At 40.2% G+C, this 14,758-nt stretch carries 13 protein-coding genes and 1 rRNA gene; 4 read left to right on the top strand and 10 right to left on the bottom strand.

Translation table 11 applies throughout. The features are described from left to right. Nucleotides 1-48: 48 nt before the first annotated feature. Nucleotides 49-1,443, bottom strand: coding sequence for a NarK family nitrate/nitrite MFS transporter (locus INT04_RS15765; protein WP_193017051.1), 1,395 nt, complete (start codon nucleotides 1,441-1,443; stop codon nucleotides 49-51). A gap of 297 nt (nucleotides 1,444-1,740) precedes the next feature. Between INT04_RS15765 and narX the strand changes: the two genes are divergently transcribed. After that, entirely contained in the window at nucleotides 1,741-3,546 is a 1,806-nt protein-coding gene (gene narX / locus INT04_RS15760) for a nitrate/nitrite two-component system sensor histidine kinase NarX (RefSeq protein WP_193017050.1), read from the top strand. Between the two features lie 25 nt (nucleotides 3,547-3,571). Further along, nucleotides 3,572-4,225: a two-component system response regulator NarL gene (narL, locus tag INT04_RS15755; protein WP_109402871.1), complete on the top strand. Its 654-nt coding sequence runs from the start codon at nucleotides 3,572-3,574 to the stop codon at nucleotides 4,223-4,225. Here narL and INT04_RS15750 read toward each other — a convergent pair. Continuing rightward, entirely contained in the window at nucleotides 4,222-5,124 is a 903-nt protein-coding gene (locus INT04_RS15750) for a LysR family transcriptional regulator (RefSeq protein WP_193017048.1), read from the bottom strand. The genes narL and INT04_RS15750 overlap by 4 nt on opposite strands. 110 nt (nucleotides 5,125-5,234) lie before the next feature. Between INT04_RS15750 and INT04_RS15745 the strand changes: the two genes are divergently transcribed. After that, nucleotides 5,235-5,675: a PACE efflux transporter gene (locus INT04_RS15745; RefSeq protein WP_193017046.1), complete on the top strand. Its 441-nt coding sequence runs from the start codon at nucleotides 5,235-5,237 to the stop codon at nucleotides 5,673-5,675. A 38-nt stretch (nucleotides 5,676-5,713) separates the two neighbouring features. On the opposite strand, the gene INT04_RS15740 is transcribed toward INT04_RS15745, so the two are convergent. The 7 genes from INT04_RS15740 to INT04_RS15710 form a co-directional block, all read right to left on the bottom strand. Beyond that, nucleotides 5,714-5,944 (bottom strand): hypothetical protein, encoded by a 231-nt coding sequence (locus INT04_RS15740; RefSeq protein WP_193017044.1) that lies wholly within the window; start codon nucleotides 5,942-5,944, stop codon nucleotides 5,714-5,716. A 103-nt stretch (nucleotides 5,945-6,047) separates the two neighbouring features. Beyond that, on the bottom strand, nucleotides 6,048-6,845 hold the full coding sequence (locus INT04_RS15735) for a sulfite exporter TauE/SafE family protein (RefSeq protein WP_193017042.1): 798 nt from the start codon (nucleotides 6,843-6,845) through the stop codon (nucleotides 6,048-6,050). A gap of 201 nt (nucleotides 6,846-7,046) precedes the next feature. After that, a complete protein-coding gene (locus INT04_RS15730; protein ID WP_193017041.1) occupies nucleotides 7,047-8,792 on the bottom strand; it encodes an acetyl/propionyl/methylcrotonyl-CoA carboxylase subunit alpha in 1,746 nt (581 codons plus the stop codon). 16 nt (nucleotides 8,793-8,808) lie between these two features. Then, complete coding sequence (locus tag INT04_RS15725; RefSeq protein WP_193017040.1) at nucleotides 8,809-10,386, bottom strand: urea amidolyase family protein; 1,578 nt, start codon at nucleotides 10,384-10,386, stop codon at nucleotides 8,809-8,811. A gap of 14 nt (nucleotides 10,387-10,400) precedes the next feature. Beyond that, the gene (locus INT04_RS15720) at nucleotides 10,401-11,207 is read right to left on the bottom strand and encodes a putative hydro-lyase (protein WP_193017039.1); all 807 of its coding nucleotides are present in this window, start codon (nucleotides 11,205-11,207) and stop codon (nucleotides 10,401-10,403) included. A 2-nt stretch (nucleotides 11,208-11,209) separates the two neighbouring features. Beyond that, nucleotides 11,210-11,995 carry a LamB/YcsF family protein gene (locus tag INT04_RS15715; RefSeq protein WP_193017038.1) on the bottom strand — a complete coding sequence of 262 codons (786 nt, stop codon included), beginning with the start codon at nucleotides 11,993-11,995 and terminating at the stop codon, nucleotides 11,210-11,212. Between the two features lie 13 nt (nucleotides 11,996-12,008). Further along, nucleotides 12,009-13,259: an NRAMP family divalent metal transporter gene (locus INT04_RS15710; RefSeq protein ID WP_193017037.1), complete on the bottom strand. Its 1,251-nt coding sequence runs from the start codon at nucleotides 13,257-13,259 to the stop codon at nucleotides 12,009-12,011. 457 nt (nucleotides 13,260-13,716) lie between these two features. Between INT04_RS15710 and INT04_RS15705 the strand changes: the two genes are divergently transcribed. Then, a complete protein-coding gene (locus INT04_RS15705) occupies nucleotides 13,717-14,376 on the top strand; it encodes a GntR family transcriptional regulator (RefSeq protein ID WP_193017036.1) in 660 nt (219 codons plus the stop codon). Nucleotides 14,377-14,517: 141 nt separating this feature from the next. On the opposite strand, the gene rrf is transcribed toward INT04_RS15705, so the two are convergent. Then, a 5S ribosomal RNA gene (gene rrf / locus INT04_RS15700) occupies nucleotides 14,518-14,633 on the bottom strand. Nucleotides 14,634-14,758: the final 125 nt, after the last annotated feature.

The following is a 14,758-nucleotide window of genomic DNA, read 5'->3' as shown; positions in this document are numbered from 1 at the left end:
TACTCTCCCAATGCGCGCGAGCGCTCTCACATTGCGTATAATTCGTCATTATTGTTTATTGTGTTTACGCCCATAGACCAACCAAGTGATCAGGACGCAGGCGATATAAAATAGAACAAAGATTTTCATTGCACCGGCTGGTGAGCCAGTCATAGCCAGTGATGTACCAAAGGCTTTTGGAATAAAGAAGCCACCAATTGCACCAATTGCTGAAATAAAACCAAGTGCTGCGGCACTTTCTGTGACGGCTTCTTTTTGAGCCGCTTCATCTGTTGCACCTTGTGCTTTCATGCGATCAACAGTGACTTTTCTAAACACCACCGCAATCATTTGGAATGTTGAACCACTGCCTAAGCCTGCCGTTAAAAACAGCACCATAAATACACCGTAGAAGGCGATAAACGAGCCACCAGCCCCTTTTTCAGGCAGTGTTAAGAAGAGCAGAGCAGAGAAAACGGCCATGATGATAAAGTTAATCAACGTGACGCGAATGCCCCCAAATTTATCAGACAGAGCGCCCCCCACTGGGCGAGCTAAGGCACCTAATAAAGGACCAAAAAAGGCATAGTGAAGAATAACAATATCGGGAAATTGGGTTTTAGAAAGCATTGCAAAACCCGCAGAAAAGCCGATGAATGAACCAAAAGAACACAGATATAAAATACTTAACAACCAGAGATGACCCCGTTTTAAAACGGGTAACTGTTGGCTTAACGAAGCCTTATTAGCAGCAAGGTCGTTCATACCAAACCAAGCCGCAAACGTCAGAATAAGTAAGAAAGGAACCCAAATCCACGCTGCATTTTCTAGCCATAAACGTGAGCCATCAGGTTGAACCACACCTGGGCCACTGAACATTGTAAAAACACCAATACCAATCACTAAGGGTGCAACTAACTGCATCACGCTAACACCCAGATTACCTAACCCACCATTTAAGCCTAATGCGCCGCCTTGGCGAGCTTTAGGGAAGAAGAAGCTGATATTTGCCATGCTAGAAGCAAAGTTTGCACCAGCAAAACCACATAACAGTGAAATAGCAATAAAGGTAGAATATGATGTTGTTGTATCTTGCACAGCAAAACCAAGCCAAATACAAGGAATAACTAGGAATACGGTACTGATTGCCGTCCAGCGACGACCACCAAAAATAGGAATAACAAAGGAATAAGGAACGCGTAAAATAGCACCAGAGACGGAAGGCAGGGCGGTCAACATAAACAACTGATCGGTAGTAAAATTAAACCCTACTTTGTTCAAATTTACTGCAACTGCACTAAAAAGCATCCATACACAGAATGATAAAAGTAAACAAGGAACAGAAATCCATAAATTACGTGACGCGATCTTTTGACCAGTCTTTTCCCAAAAGGCTTTATCTTCAGGATGCCAATCTTCGATCACTCCTTTTTTCATTTTTTCTGGGTGTTGAGTGAGTGCCATAACAACCTCGGTTAACGGTTAGATTGGCACCTTTGTACGATTAGAATTGTTAATAAGTTATGATCTGTATCAAGCAAACATTTGTTTGATTTTTAAACCAAAATAGCTATTCACACCTAAGTATTAATAGGGTTAGTCTGAATTTTTCATTTAAAATTAAAATGTTAAACAAAAAACGCTATAATTTAGAAGCGAAATTACTCCTATTAGCTATTTGGGGGTAACACTTTAGTAGTATATGACATTTGATGAGTTTTTAAGGCAAGATAGTGACTGAATAAATTTGGAAAAATAACGATGAGCACGCATAAAATCCAATGGCACTACCGTTTTTCAATTATTAATCAAATTGCTATTTTAATGTTACTTTTCACTCTGTTGGGTGTTGTCGGTATGGCAATTTCCAACCATATTATTTTGAGTGTACAAGGTAATGCACATGCAATTAATAAATCAGGATCGTTGCGAATGCAAAGCTATCGCTTGCTATCTGCTTTGCCTCTAGATGAGCAACATCGTTATTATCTTCACGAGTTAGAAACAGACTTAGACAGTGGCGAGTTACTTCAAGTCCTAAGCAATGAATCACTGCAATCACAATATGCCCAATTAAATACTTATTGGAAAGAGACCTTAAAGCCAACCTTGCTTTCTGCTCAACAACGTAATGATGCCAAGCAAGAGGTTGCCTTTTTTGTTTCACAGCTAGATAAATTAGTATTGAGTATCGACCAACTGACAGAGCAAAAAATCAGACTAGTGGCTTATACCCAACTTATTTTCACTGCACTGACACTGTTATTGCTGTTTGGCTCTGTTTGGCATTTCCGTCGCCGTTTATTACATCCTTGGCAACAACTTATGGCAATGGCAAATTCAATTGGTCATGGTAATTTTTCAGCACGTTTCCACCAGCGCACACATCATGATGAAATTGCCACATTGGGTATCGCACTCAATACCATGTCAGAAGAGCTTTCAACGTTATATAGCGAATTAGAAAAAAGAGTGATTGAAAAAACACAGGATTTACAACAAAAAAATCAAGTACTCTCTTACCTTTATCATTCAAGTCAACAATTGCACTCGCCTGCACCGCTTTGCGCTCGATTAAGGCAGATACTTTTTGAGCTTCAGCAAATTATTCCAGATGCCTATTTGCAGATACGCTTATATGAAGATAATCATCACACCCTGTTTAATGAAATCAGCTTAGAGCCTCATTCACGCCCTGAACATTGTCCAGATCAACAATGTGAACGTTGTGATGAAACCTCGTTAGTCACTATTCCGTTACGAAGTGAGCTATTGCATTGGGAATTAGCGGATCAGATCCATCGTTATGGATTATTTGTGATGCAATTACCTGAATGTACCGCCCTAACGGATGAACAGAATAATTTAATGTTATTGCTGACTAAGCAAATTTCCGCAATGCTGGCAATGGAACAACAAAATGAGCAACAACAACAGCTTTTACTCATGGATGAACGCTCTGCCATTGCCCGTGAATTGCATGACTCTATCGCACAGTCACTTTCATGTTTAAAAATGCAAGTCAGTTATTTGCAAATGCAGTCAGAAACCTTACCGGATAATTGCCAAAAATTACTCAAAGAGATGCGAGAAGAGCTTAACGTGGCTTACCGCCAACTAAGGGAATTGTTAACTACGTTTCGTTTAAAACTCACTGAACCAGGATTATTAGCCGCACTAGAAAGTACGTTAAACGAATTTAATCAGCGCCTTGGTTTTGCTATTAATTTTGACTATCAATTGCCTGCAAAATGTGTGAATTCACATCAAAGCATTCATGTGGTGCAAATCGTTCGTGAAGCACTAAATAATATTCTACAGCATGCCAATGCCAACTGGGCTGAAGTCTCTTTGTCTCTTAATAATGGCATGGTTGAATTAAAAATTAATGATAATGGGGAAGGAATTAGCCCTAATCCTGAAAAACTAAATCACTATGGTCTTATTATTATGCGTGAACGCGCAAATAGCCTAAATGGTTCTTATACTATAAAAATACGTGAACAGGGCGGTACTCAAGTATTTGTTAAATTTCCATTAATCACTACTCATAAAGACCCTGTCTAACATGGAGCAAGTCGTAATGAATAATATGGGTTCACCCGCAGAAAAAGCGACAATTTTACTCATTGATGATCACCCGATGCTACGCAATGGTGTAAAACAACTCTTAAGTCTTGATACAACATTAACCGTCGTTGGGGAAGCAGGTGATGGTATTCAAGGTGTTAAATTAGCTGAAGAGTTAGATCCTGACTTAATCTTACTGGATCTGAATATGCCGGGAATGAATGGGTTTGAAACACTCGATCAACTGAGATTAAAATCATTGTCAGGAAGGATCGTGGTTTTTAGCGTATCAAATTATAGCGATGATTTAGTCACTGCGTTAAAACGCGGTGCAGATGGCTATCTTTTAAAAGATATGGAGCCTGAAGAATTACTGGCTGCTTTAAAACAAGCGGCTGCCGGAAAAATGGTCGTCAGCCCTGCGTTAACCCCTATTTTAGCCGAATCATTACGCGAAGATCGTTCCGAAGGTGAGCGCGATATTGAACAACTCACCCCGCGCGAACGTGATATTTTAAAACTGATCGCACAAGGATTATCCAATAAAATGATCGCGCGTAAACTCGATATTACTGAAAGCACCGTTAAAGTGCATGTCAAACATCTACTGAAAAAAATGAAGTTAAAATCTCGCGTTGAAGTTGCCGTTTGGGTTCACCAACAACGTGTCGATTAATCAAAATTAGGAACGATGGGCTGGTGAGTATTCATCAGCTCAACTAGCTCTTTCGCACCTTTTTGTAAAGACTCCCCTTTTAACCACATGGCATGGATAGGTAATCGCAATTCATTTTTCGTGTTCTTAAACTGAAGCTGTTTTAATTTACCTTTTTGCAATTGGGTATAAATTAGCGAATACGGTAGATTACCCCATCCCATACCCGCTTCGACCATTCCTAACGCCATTTGAAAACTGTCTGTTTGCCAATAATTGGTTGCAACCAAAGAGCGGACATCTCTTATCTCTTTTGTGTGACTTGCTATCATAATTTGGCGAACGTTAACGAGGTCTTCAATAAATACACTGGCAGGATGGGCTAACGCAATATGGCTTGCTGATATGGTTGCTACCAGTGATTCGGAGCCAAGATATTGAAACTGCTCATCACCATTTACGTACAAGCCCCCATAAACCAAGCTCAATTGAATTTTTCGTGAATGAAGCATTTCAATAATGTCATCTTGTGCGGCAGTTATCACATTCACATTGAGCAACGGATAACGTTGCGTTAATTCAGATAATGCAGGCAATAGATAATCAGGATTAATATCAGCTGCTACACCAATATTTAAAACACTTTCGAGATCCATCGAAAGCTCTTGCGCATGCACTTGCAACAATTTTAATTGTTCTGCAATCATTCTGGCGTGTGGCTCGAGTGCTTTGGCTTTTTCGGTTGGCTGAGGTTCTCGTGATGAACGTTCAAACAGTGCATACCCTAATTCCGCTTCCATATTGGCAATCGCCATGCTGACTGCTGATGGAACACGTTTTAATGAACGTGCAGCTGCAGAGAAAGATCCCTTATCCATCACTGCTAAAAATATCGCAATATGTTCACTCGAGAACTGCATGTTCACTCCTGATGTTTCAGTTAAATTGATACTAGCTGACTTTTTCTGTCATTCTTGCTGATTTATCTTACGATGCTTAACAACACTAATCCACAGAAAAAGAGAGCACAATGCAAGGTATCAAACGAAAAATTGTCTACGTGACAGCTTATGAAATTTTTGGTTGGGTTATTTCATCAGTCGGACTTGCACTCTTGGCTGATAGCTCAACGGCAGTAACAGGCCCATTAGCACTGGTAATCACCACCATCGCAGTAAGTTGGAATTTTATTTATAACTGTCTATTTGAATTTTGGGAAAGCCGGCAGGTTTCAAGAATTCGAACATTTAGACGTCGCCTTGTGCACGCTATTGGATTTCAGCTAACACTGGTGCTCTATTTAATTCCATTGATTGCATGGTGGCTTAATGTTTCGTTGTGGCAAGCATTAGTGATGGATTTTGCCCTGATCATTATCATCCCTTGTTATACCTTTGTGTATAACTGGGTATTTGACAAAGTCTTTGGTTTACCAAAATCTGCATTACCTGAAAATGCGCCAGTGGCCTAAACTTTCAGCTCAGAAAGAAGAGTGATCGAACACGACGATCACTCTTTGATGGGATAGATATCTTCTACTGCAAATTGCTCAATACCACCTTCTAATTCACAACGACCTAGACCAATGTTCTTATCATCAGCCGTCGTTCGTTTTAAAAGCTTTCCTGTCACTTGAGAAAGTTGTGTGTCTAACTCAACAACACGGTAATACTCTTTCATATAGCGCTCTTCACCCAGAGCCATATAAACTAAAAATTCATCACCTATTTTAATGTTCATCTTGTTTTTACTTACTCTTAGTAGTTAATCTAATGATGATAGAATAGTTTAGTCTAACTAAAGGCAATAAGAGAGAACTTGACTTATTCGATATTACATTAAGTTAATTTATTAATTTCCAACTCATCATAATAATACTCATCAGAATAAATGACAGCGTTAAATATTGGAAAAAACGCTCTGATAAATACACTAAAAGATAGCGTGCTAGCGGAATAGAGAGTAATGAACCTAAACAGAGGATCAGTGCGGTATGCACATCGGTATAACCACCAGCACTATAAGCGATAGCTGAGCCCCCCGAAAGAATGGTGGTAATAAAAATAGAAGTACCAATCGCTTCTTTAATTCCCATTTGTGCAAAACGCATTAGTACGGGCAATACGACTAATCCGCCCCCCACTCCCGTTGCGCCGAGTACAAAACCCGCACTCATTCCTGGTAAAAATAAAGAAGAAAAAGTGACAGAAGAAGGTGGTGAGAAAGAAAGTAAAGGATCAGAAATTGCTGATCGTCTTATCATTCGCTGTAAAAATAAGATCAACGAAAACACGATAGCAACGATCATTAAAATATTAATACCAAATTCAACACGATCGTAATATTGAGGTTGTGATCCCAGCCAAGTCACGCCGTAACTCGCTAAAAAAGTCGTAGGAAACATGATCGCCAAAATCAATAGTGCGGGTTTTAATGGAATATTACCTAACCGAAAATGGATATAAGAAGACGAGAGTTTCATTAGCATAGATAACAAATTAGCCGTTGCCACAGCCGCTAATGCATTCATTCCAAAAAGATAAATAAGAACAGGCAGTAAAATAACACCACCGCCGACCCCCGTCGTTGTAATAACTAATCCTATCGCAGCACCAATAAGCAGTTGTGAGACGAGCAGCATCTTATTTCCTTTTGCTGATAATTTAGCGAGCCTAGAGTATAGGCAATATAACTTATAACCAAAAGGCATTAGATATAACAAATAGGAATATAAATAGTATTATTATAAAAAACCCCTTAATATGAAATTTATTCACATTAAAGGGCAGTGTTAATAATTGATTTTTTAAGAAACAATCAATGAATTATAAGTTAATGACACTTAACTGATTTCAGCCAAAATCGTTTCTGCTGAAAAGTAGTCGCCTGTTTTGGCTTTTTGCTGTAATACCCCATTACGAGAAGCAATTACCTGAACTTCCATTTTCATCGCCTCCATAATAGCAATCACATCACCCTCTTTGACGTTATCACCATCAGATAAAATCCAACTATGTAATACGCCTGAAATGGGAGCGGTGACTGCGTTTTCATTTTCTTCGTACTCATGATGAGTACTGATTGCTGTCGGTATTACCGCAGAGAGTGAAAGTAATTGTGCCGGTAACGCTAATTCGTGACGACGACCATCAATTTCAATAAAAGTACGGACCAACTCTTCATTTTTTACAGACGTACTTCGCGGAAAATGACTCTTTTTCGCCTGAAAATCGGTTTCAATCCAGCGAGTGTGTACCTTAAACTCTTCAGTAAAATCATGTTGCTTCATCATCTCACAATGAAAAGGTAATACACTTGCTACCCCCTCAATTTTAAACTCAGACAAGGCTCGGCGGGCTCGTGAAATCGCTTGTTCGCGTGTTGCACCTGTAACGATTAGTTTTGCCATCATAGAGTCAAATTGGCGTGATACTTGATTGTTTTCAGTAACACCACTGTCCACTCGTACACCAGGGCCGGATGGCTGAGAAAAATGTGTAATTAAACCTGGGGTAGGTAAAAAACCTTTTGCGGGATCTTCTGCATTGATCCTAAATTCAAAAGAATGCCCTCGAGGAACCGGCGTTTTATCAATGCTTAACGCAAAACCTTCTGCAATGCGGAGTTGTTCGATAACTAAATCGATACCTGCAGTTTCTTCGGTAACGGGATGCTCTACTTGTAAACGTGTATTTACTTCCAGAAAGGAGATAGTACCATTTGCACTTAATAAAAATTCGACTGTACCCGCACCCACGTAACCTGCTTTAGCGCAAATATCTTTCGCTGATTGATGTATACGTTCACGTTGTTCATCACTTAAATAAGGTGCTGGCGCTTCTTCAATAAGCTTTTGGTTACGGCGTTGTAATGAACAATCTCGTGTTCCAACGACGACGACATTACCCAATTTATCGGCAATAATTTGTGCTTCAATATGACGAGGCTTATCTAAAAATTGCTCAACATAACATTCGCCACGACCAAAAGCCGTTACAGCCTCTCGTACTGCTGAATGATAAAGTTCTTCAATTTCGTCCATTTTGTGGGCGATTTTTAAACCTCGTCCCCCCCCACCAAACGCAGCTTTAATCGCAACGGGCAAACCATATTGTTTAGCAAAATTTAATACTTCTTTGGCATCATTAACGGGATCAGCCGTACCATTCACAAGCGGCGCACCAACCGATTGTGCAATTTTACGCGCTTTCACTTTATCGCCAAGCACTTCGATCGTTTCTGGGTTTGGCCCAACCCAAATAAATCCAGCCTCTTGTACCGCTTTTGCAAAGTCTGCACGCTCTGAAAGAAAACCGTAACCGGGATGGATCATGGTTGCGTTGGCTTTATGGGCGATATCAATAATTTTATTGATATCTAAATAGCTCTCTTTGGGTAAATTACCCTTTAATCCATACGCTTCATCTGCAAGGCGGACATGCAGAGCATCAATATCATCATTGGCATAAATAGCAATTGAAGTGGCACCATAGTCCTGACAAGCACGAATAATACGAACAGCAATTTCACCTCTGTTAGCAATAAGTATCCGATGCTTCACTCGTTGTTTTTGGTTAATGGTTGTCATGAGTGGCATGCTCCTATCAATATTCTTGAAATTCGGTGATTGGGTTAAAACGAATTTTAGCATTCACAGGAATTTGCCCTGCAAGTGGTAAGTGGTATTCAGCAACAGCACCAATAACAGGATAGCCTCCCGTTAATGGGTGATCGTTAAGAAACAAAACAGGCTGTCCATTAATCGGCACTTGTATTGCGCCAATGCAGGTACCTTCACTCGATAATTCTTGTTGTTGCTCTCGGGCAAGAGGCGTATCACCGAATAAACGTAAACCGATACGATTGGATTGTGGAGTGACTTGCCATAATTGTGACGTTAATATCTTTATCGCGTCTGTTGTAAACCAATCTGTACGAGGTCCTAAAACGATATCAAGCGTGACGATATCACCTTGTTTTGGAAGTGTTGATGTCGGTTGTTCCTCAACAATAATACTGTTTTGTATACTTTCGTTATTAAGATGAAGAACATCACCTTCTTGTAACGCATTTGGACCAATTTGCGCTAAGGTATCAAAAGCATAACTCCCTAAAACTTTAGGTAATTTAAACCCACCTCTCACGGCAAGATAACTACGTACACCTGTTTTTGGCATACCTAAAATAATTTCATCGCCACAGCGAACATCGATAGGTTGATAACCAGATAAGAATTCAGTCTCACCCGACTCATGTTTTAGCGTAATGGAACAATCCGCCCCGGTTAAAGCGATCACACAATCTTGTCGCGCTTTAAGTGTTAATCCCCCGAGCGTTACCTCAAGGGCAACACAAGTTGTAGGATTACCCACTAAGCGATTAGCTGAATGTAATGCAGGTTTATCAAGTGCGCCTGACGCAGAAACGCCCATTGATGCTGCACCAATGCGTCCTTCATCCTGAAATAATGTCTGCAGCCCCGCTGAAATAACATATAACCCTTTATCATTCAGAGACAGTTGGGAAGTGACTGCTGATTTTTTCTCAGGTAATGAAACTGTTATTGGTGATTTTTGTGCATCAACAAAATGCACTTCATTACCCGGTAATAAAAAAGCAGGCTGTTCACGGGAAAGATCCCACATTTTTATTTCTGTGGTACCTATAAGTTGCCAACCACCGGGGCTTTGTTGTGGATACACACCACTAAATTCACCCGCGAGTCCTACTGATCCAGCCGGAATTCGTGTACGCGGTGTTTTACGACGAGGCACATAAAGCGCAGTTTCATCTGCAATCAAATAGGCAAAACCCGGAGCGAAACCCGTAAAGGCAACTTGATAGGTTTGTTCTGTGTGTCTGCGGATCACTTCACGGGTAGCGATCCCTAATAATTCAGCGACCTCATTAAGATCCTCACCTTGATAATGAACGGGGATCGTTAATGATTGTGTTTGACGTGCTGATACCGCTTTAACTTCTAACTGTCGAAGTTGAAACACAAGTTCTTCAGCTGTGATTAGCCACGGCGTATAGTGAATTAAGAGTGTTTTTGCCGCAGGTACAATGTCTTGAATAGCAGCAATATCCGCTTGTTTAACGGACTCATACAACGCAAGCGTCTCTTTTAAAGAAGAAAGCTCCACTAATAAATGCGATAAATTAACGGGTAAAAAGCGCAAAGTTTCTTCCTCCCTTATACGTGATAAGCTGCATCGGGCACATCGGTAATAAACATATGCCCCGGAGCATGGCTAAGTGCGAAAGGTACACCTGAACGCATTACCGCAGCTTGAGGCGTTACACCACACGCCCAAAAGACGGGGATCTCGCCTTTTTCAATTCTCACTGGTGAGCCAAAATCTGGCGACATAATATCTTTAATACCCAAAGCGTCGGGCGATCCAATATGTACGGGAGCACCATGTACTGAAGGGAAACGACCACTGATCATCACCGCATCAGCGACTCTATCTGAAGGAATAGGACGCATTGAAACCACTAACTCGCCTTCTAATCGCCCTGCTGGACGACACAAACGATTCGTTTTATACATCGGGACATTGCCGTTATCTGTAATATGTCGAATTTCAATGCCCGCTTCTAACATAGGGGTTTCAAAAGTAAAACTACAACCAATAAGAAACGTCACGAGATCGGGATGTTGTGCCCAAATTTCAGTGGCATCTGTTATTTCATCCGCTAATTTGCCGTTTTCCCAAACTCGGTAAAGAGGAATGTCAGTACGCAGATCGGCGTCTTTCGCGAGAACAGTACGATAGCTGCCTGATTCACAAACATCCAATATTGGGCAACTTTTCGGGTTACGTTGAGCGTAGAGCAGAAAATCAAATGCCCAATCACGAGGTAAACTAATCATGTTAGCTTGCGTCATTCCTTTCGCCATACCTGCCGTTGGTATAGCTAAACCATGACGAATAGCTAATCGAGCTTCTTGTGCTTTGCCAATTGCATCCGCAGTTGCTTTCATTAAATAAGTCATATTTATGCCTCATTTTTCAGTAAAGCAGGTGCAAATGGCTTAATTGCAACATCATGATTGATTAAAATTTCTTTTACGCTTTTTGCTAAATTAACTGCGTCAGGGCTATCACCATGAACACAAATGGAATCAGCTTGTATCGTAGTAAAAACGCCTTCTATGGACTCAACGCCACCTTCTTGCACAAGTCGTAACATGCGTTGAGCAACACGTTCAGGATCATGTAAAACAGCGCCCTCTTTTTTACGAGAAACTAACGTACCATCAGCATGATAAGCTCTGTCTGCAAAAGCTTCTGCGATTACTCGAAGGCCTTTTTCTTTCGCAAGTGTAATCAAAGGTGATCCCGCTAAAGCAACTAGTGTCAGTTGAGGGTCTACAGCAAGTATCGCTTCAATAACAGCAAGTGCTTGGCGTTTATCATGAGCAATGGTGTTATAAAGTGCACCATGTGGCTTAACATAGGTCACACTTAAACCCGCGGCTTTAGCCAATCCTTGCAAAGCACCTATTTGATAAATCACATCTGCGGTTAATTCATCACTGGCAATATCCATATTACGACGACCAAACCCCACTAAATCAGGATAAGCAACATGCGCACCTATCGCGACATTATGCTGCTTCGCTGCTTTTAATGTTTTTAAAATTCCATCTGGTGAGCCGGCATGAAAACCACAGGCAATATTGGCGCTACTGACTATTTCAAGTACCGCATCATCATTCCCCATTGCCCATTGCCCGAAACTTTCACCTAAATCACTGTTTAAATCGATAGTTTTAATCATTGTTATTATTCCTTTAAGCAATGTTGAGGTAATTGAAAATGGTACCCACTGACATAATGCCCATATACCAAGTTAGCACACAGACAATAATCCCTGACCATAGCAACCATGCTGGATATTTATAGCCATTCATTAAATCTTGACGACGCCAAGCAACAAAAATAAATAACGTCATACCAATAGGTAAAATCAGTCCATTAAATCCCCCAGCAAAGACTAATAATGCCGCGGGCGCAGTTCCCATCACCATGTAAATAGCTAATGAAACAGCAATAAAAATAATGGTTGCGATATTACGCTGACGTTCTGTGATCCCTTTTTTAAACACCGTGATAAATGACATGGAGGTATAAGCAGCACCAATAACACTAGTAAGAGCAGCCGCCCATAAAATAAGACCAAAGATGCGTAACCCTGTTAAACCAGCGGCATGTTGGAATGCTTGAGAAGCTGGATTGGCTGCGTGGCTAGAAATATCTAACGTTACGCCACTGGCAACGACACCCAAAATGGCAAGAAATAAAATGTAGCGCATTAACCCAACCACTAAGATGCCTTTAGTTGCAGCGCTAGAGACAGCCTCAATATTCTCAATACCTGTTGTACCTTTATCAAGAAGGCGATGAGCACCGGCATAACAGATGTAGCCGCCTACCGTCCCTCCCACAATCGTGGTAATTGTGGCAAAGTTAATTGAATCAGGTAAAACGGTTTGTCGTAATGCTTCACCAATAGGAGGATTCGAGGCAAACATCACAAAAACAGTTAATAAGATCATGACGATACCAAGAATAATGATCATTCGATCGATAAAGTTACTGGCTTTACGTGATGAGAAAATATAGATCGCAAGTAATGCACTTAAGATCCCACCCCATTTAGGATCTAGCCCAACCATAGCGTTAAGTCCTAATCCTGCACCTGCAATATTACCTACATTAAAAACTAACCCACCGAAGATAACTAAGACTGCTAACAAGTACCCACTTCCAGGAATAGCTTTGTTAGCAATATCTGATGCACGCATATTGGTTACCGTAATCACTCGCCAAATGCTTTGTTGCACAATGAAATCAATAATTATCGAAGCTAAAATTCCAAATGCAAATGCAGCCCCCATTGTGGCAGTAAAGGTTGCCGTTTGTGTAATAAAGCCGGGGCCAATTGCCGAGGTTGCCATTAAAAAAATAGCAGCAATCAGAGAAGAACGTCTATTTTTTATAAACGCAGTTGGAGCCGTATTTGCAGAATCTTGTGTAGCCATAAGCTACCCCCTTTATCATCATTATTTTAATTATTATTACTAAGGCAATTTGCATGCCATTGTTGAGCATGAATACGTAATTGTTAATCACCTGATATTGGATTGTTGAACAATTAATAATAATAGATGAATAAATAAGCAAATAGATTTAAATATGAGATGATAAAAGTGCAAAGAAGATCGCATTTTTAACATTTTATTGACAATTAACATAAATTAATTTGCATCGAATATGCACCTAAATGAGGCGCAAAAAGATGAAATGCCCAAAAATGGTGCATAAGATTAACGTCAAAAAACGTCATAATTAAAAATATATCGCGAAGAAATTAACTTTTTTTGATAGCAAGCAACATGGTATACAGTGAGAAGTACAACATACTGGCATAATAGAGGTTATATATTGTAAAACTCACTGATAGAATAGGCGCTTCTATTGAGCTAATAGCAGAAGATAATGCAGAAAAAAACATCACCACAAATTCTTTCTCAAAAAGTTGCAAATGTTATTCGGCAGAAAATCACTATTGGAGAATTACCTCCTGGTGAGAGATTGTCAGAAACTGCATTAAGTGAAACGCTAGAGATATCGCGTAATACCTTAAGGGAGGTTTTTCGTGTACTCACTCAAGAAGGGCTTTTGACTTACAAACCTAATCGTGGTGTTTTTGTTTCAGTGCCAGATATGGCCTCTATTATGGATATTTATCGTGTAAGACGATTGATTGAATGTGATGCTCTACGACATTCTTATCCTATGCATCCAGCTATTGTTAGAATGCAAGATAATGTTAATCAAGCAAAAAAGTTTCAAGAACAGCAAGATTGGAGTGGTGTGGGAACCTGTAATATGCATTTTCATACTGCTATTGTTGAGCTTTCAGATAGCCCTCGATTATTTAAGCAGTATCAACTTATTTCTGCAGAATTACGCTTAGCATTTGGTTTGTTAAATGACCCCCAATTACTACATGCACCTTATATTGAAAAAAATGAGCAAATTTTAACACTTTTAATGGATGGCAAAGCACTAGAAGCAGCACTTGCAATGGATGAGTATTTGGAAATTTCAGAAAGAACAGTGTTAGCGGCATTCTCTCGCTATAATCTCTGTTAACCATTTTAGTTATAATAGAAATAAAGTGCCCTATATTGGGGCGTTTTAATATTTGAGCAGATTTTTTATTATTTATAAATTTCAAATGCTTCAAACGCAAAAAAGCCAACCCATTGGGTTGGCTTTTTTGTCTTATTTAATGCCTGGCAGTTCCCTACTCTCACATGGGGAGACCCCACACTACCATCGGCGCTACAACGTTTCACTTCTGAGTTCGGCATGGAGTCAGGTGGGTCCGCTGCGCTATGGCCGCCAAGCAAATTCTGTTTATTACCCGTTATCTCGTATTCCTACTCCATAACCAGTAATCTCAATCTTTAACAAGCCTACTTCATCTACTCTTTGTCTCTCAGACAAAACACCTTCGGTGTTGTCAGGTTAA

The organism is Proteus sp. FME41, assembly GCF_014897315.1.
Lineage (GTDB): Bacteria > Pseudomonadota > Gammaproteobacteria > Enterobacterales > Enterobacteriaceae > Proteus.
The sequence above is the reverse complement of the archived record's forward strand: the minus strand, read 5'-3'. Positions and strand labels throughout refer to the sequence as shown.

Coding starts and splice junctions, on each gene's coding strand:
- INT04_RS15765 (WP_193017051.1), bottom strand. CDS start 1,443: ATGGCACTCACTCAACACCCAGAAAAAATGAAAAAAGGAGTGATCGAA.
- narX (WP_193017050.1), top strand. CDS start 1,741: ATGAGCACGCATAAAATCCAATGGCACTACCGTTTTTCAATTATTAAT.
- narL (WP_109402871.1), top strand. CDS start 3,572: ATGGGTTCACCCGCAGAAAAAGCGACAATTTTACTCATTGATGATCAC.
- INT04_RS15750 (WP_193017048.1), bottom strand. CDS start 5,124: ATGCAGTTCTCGAGTGAACATATTGCGATATTTTTAGCAGTGATGGAT.
- INT04_RS15745 (WP_193017046.1), top strand. CDS start 5,235: ATGCAAGGTATCAAACGAAAAATTGTCTACGTGACAGCTTATGAAATT.
- INT04_RS15740 (WP_193017044.1), bottom strand. CDS start 5,944: ATGAACATTAAAATAGGTGATGAATTTTTAGTTTATATGGCTCTGGGT.
- INT04_RS15735 (WP_193017042.1), bottom strand. CDS start 6,845: ATGCTGCTCGTCTCACAACTGCTTATTGGTGCTGCGATAGGATTAGTT.
- INT04_RS15730 (WP_193017041.1), bottom strand. CDS start 8,792: ATGACAACCATTAACCAAAAACAACGAGTGAAGCATCGGATACTTATT.
- INT04_RS15720 (WP_193017039.1), bottom strand. CDS start 11,207: ATGACTTATTTAATGAAAGCAACTGCGGATGCAATTGGCAAAGCACAA.
- INT04_RS15715 (WP_193017038.1), bottom strand. CDS start 11,995: ATGATTAAAACTATCGATTTAAACAGTGATTTAGGTGAAAGTTTCGGG.
- INT04_RS15710 (WP_193017037.1), bottom strand. CDS start 13,259: ATGGCTACACAAGATTCTGCAAATACGGCTCCAACTGCGTTTATAAAA.
- INT04_RS15705 (WP_193017036.1), top strand. CDS start 13,717: ATGCAGAAAAAAACATCACCACAAATTCTTTCTCAAAAAGTTGCAAAT.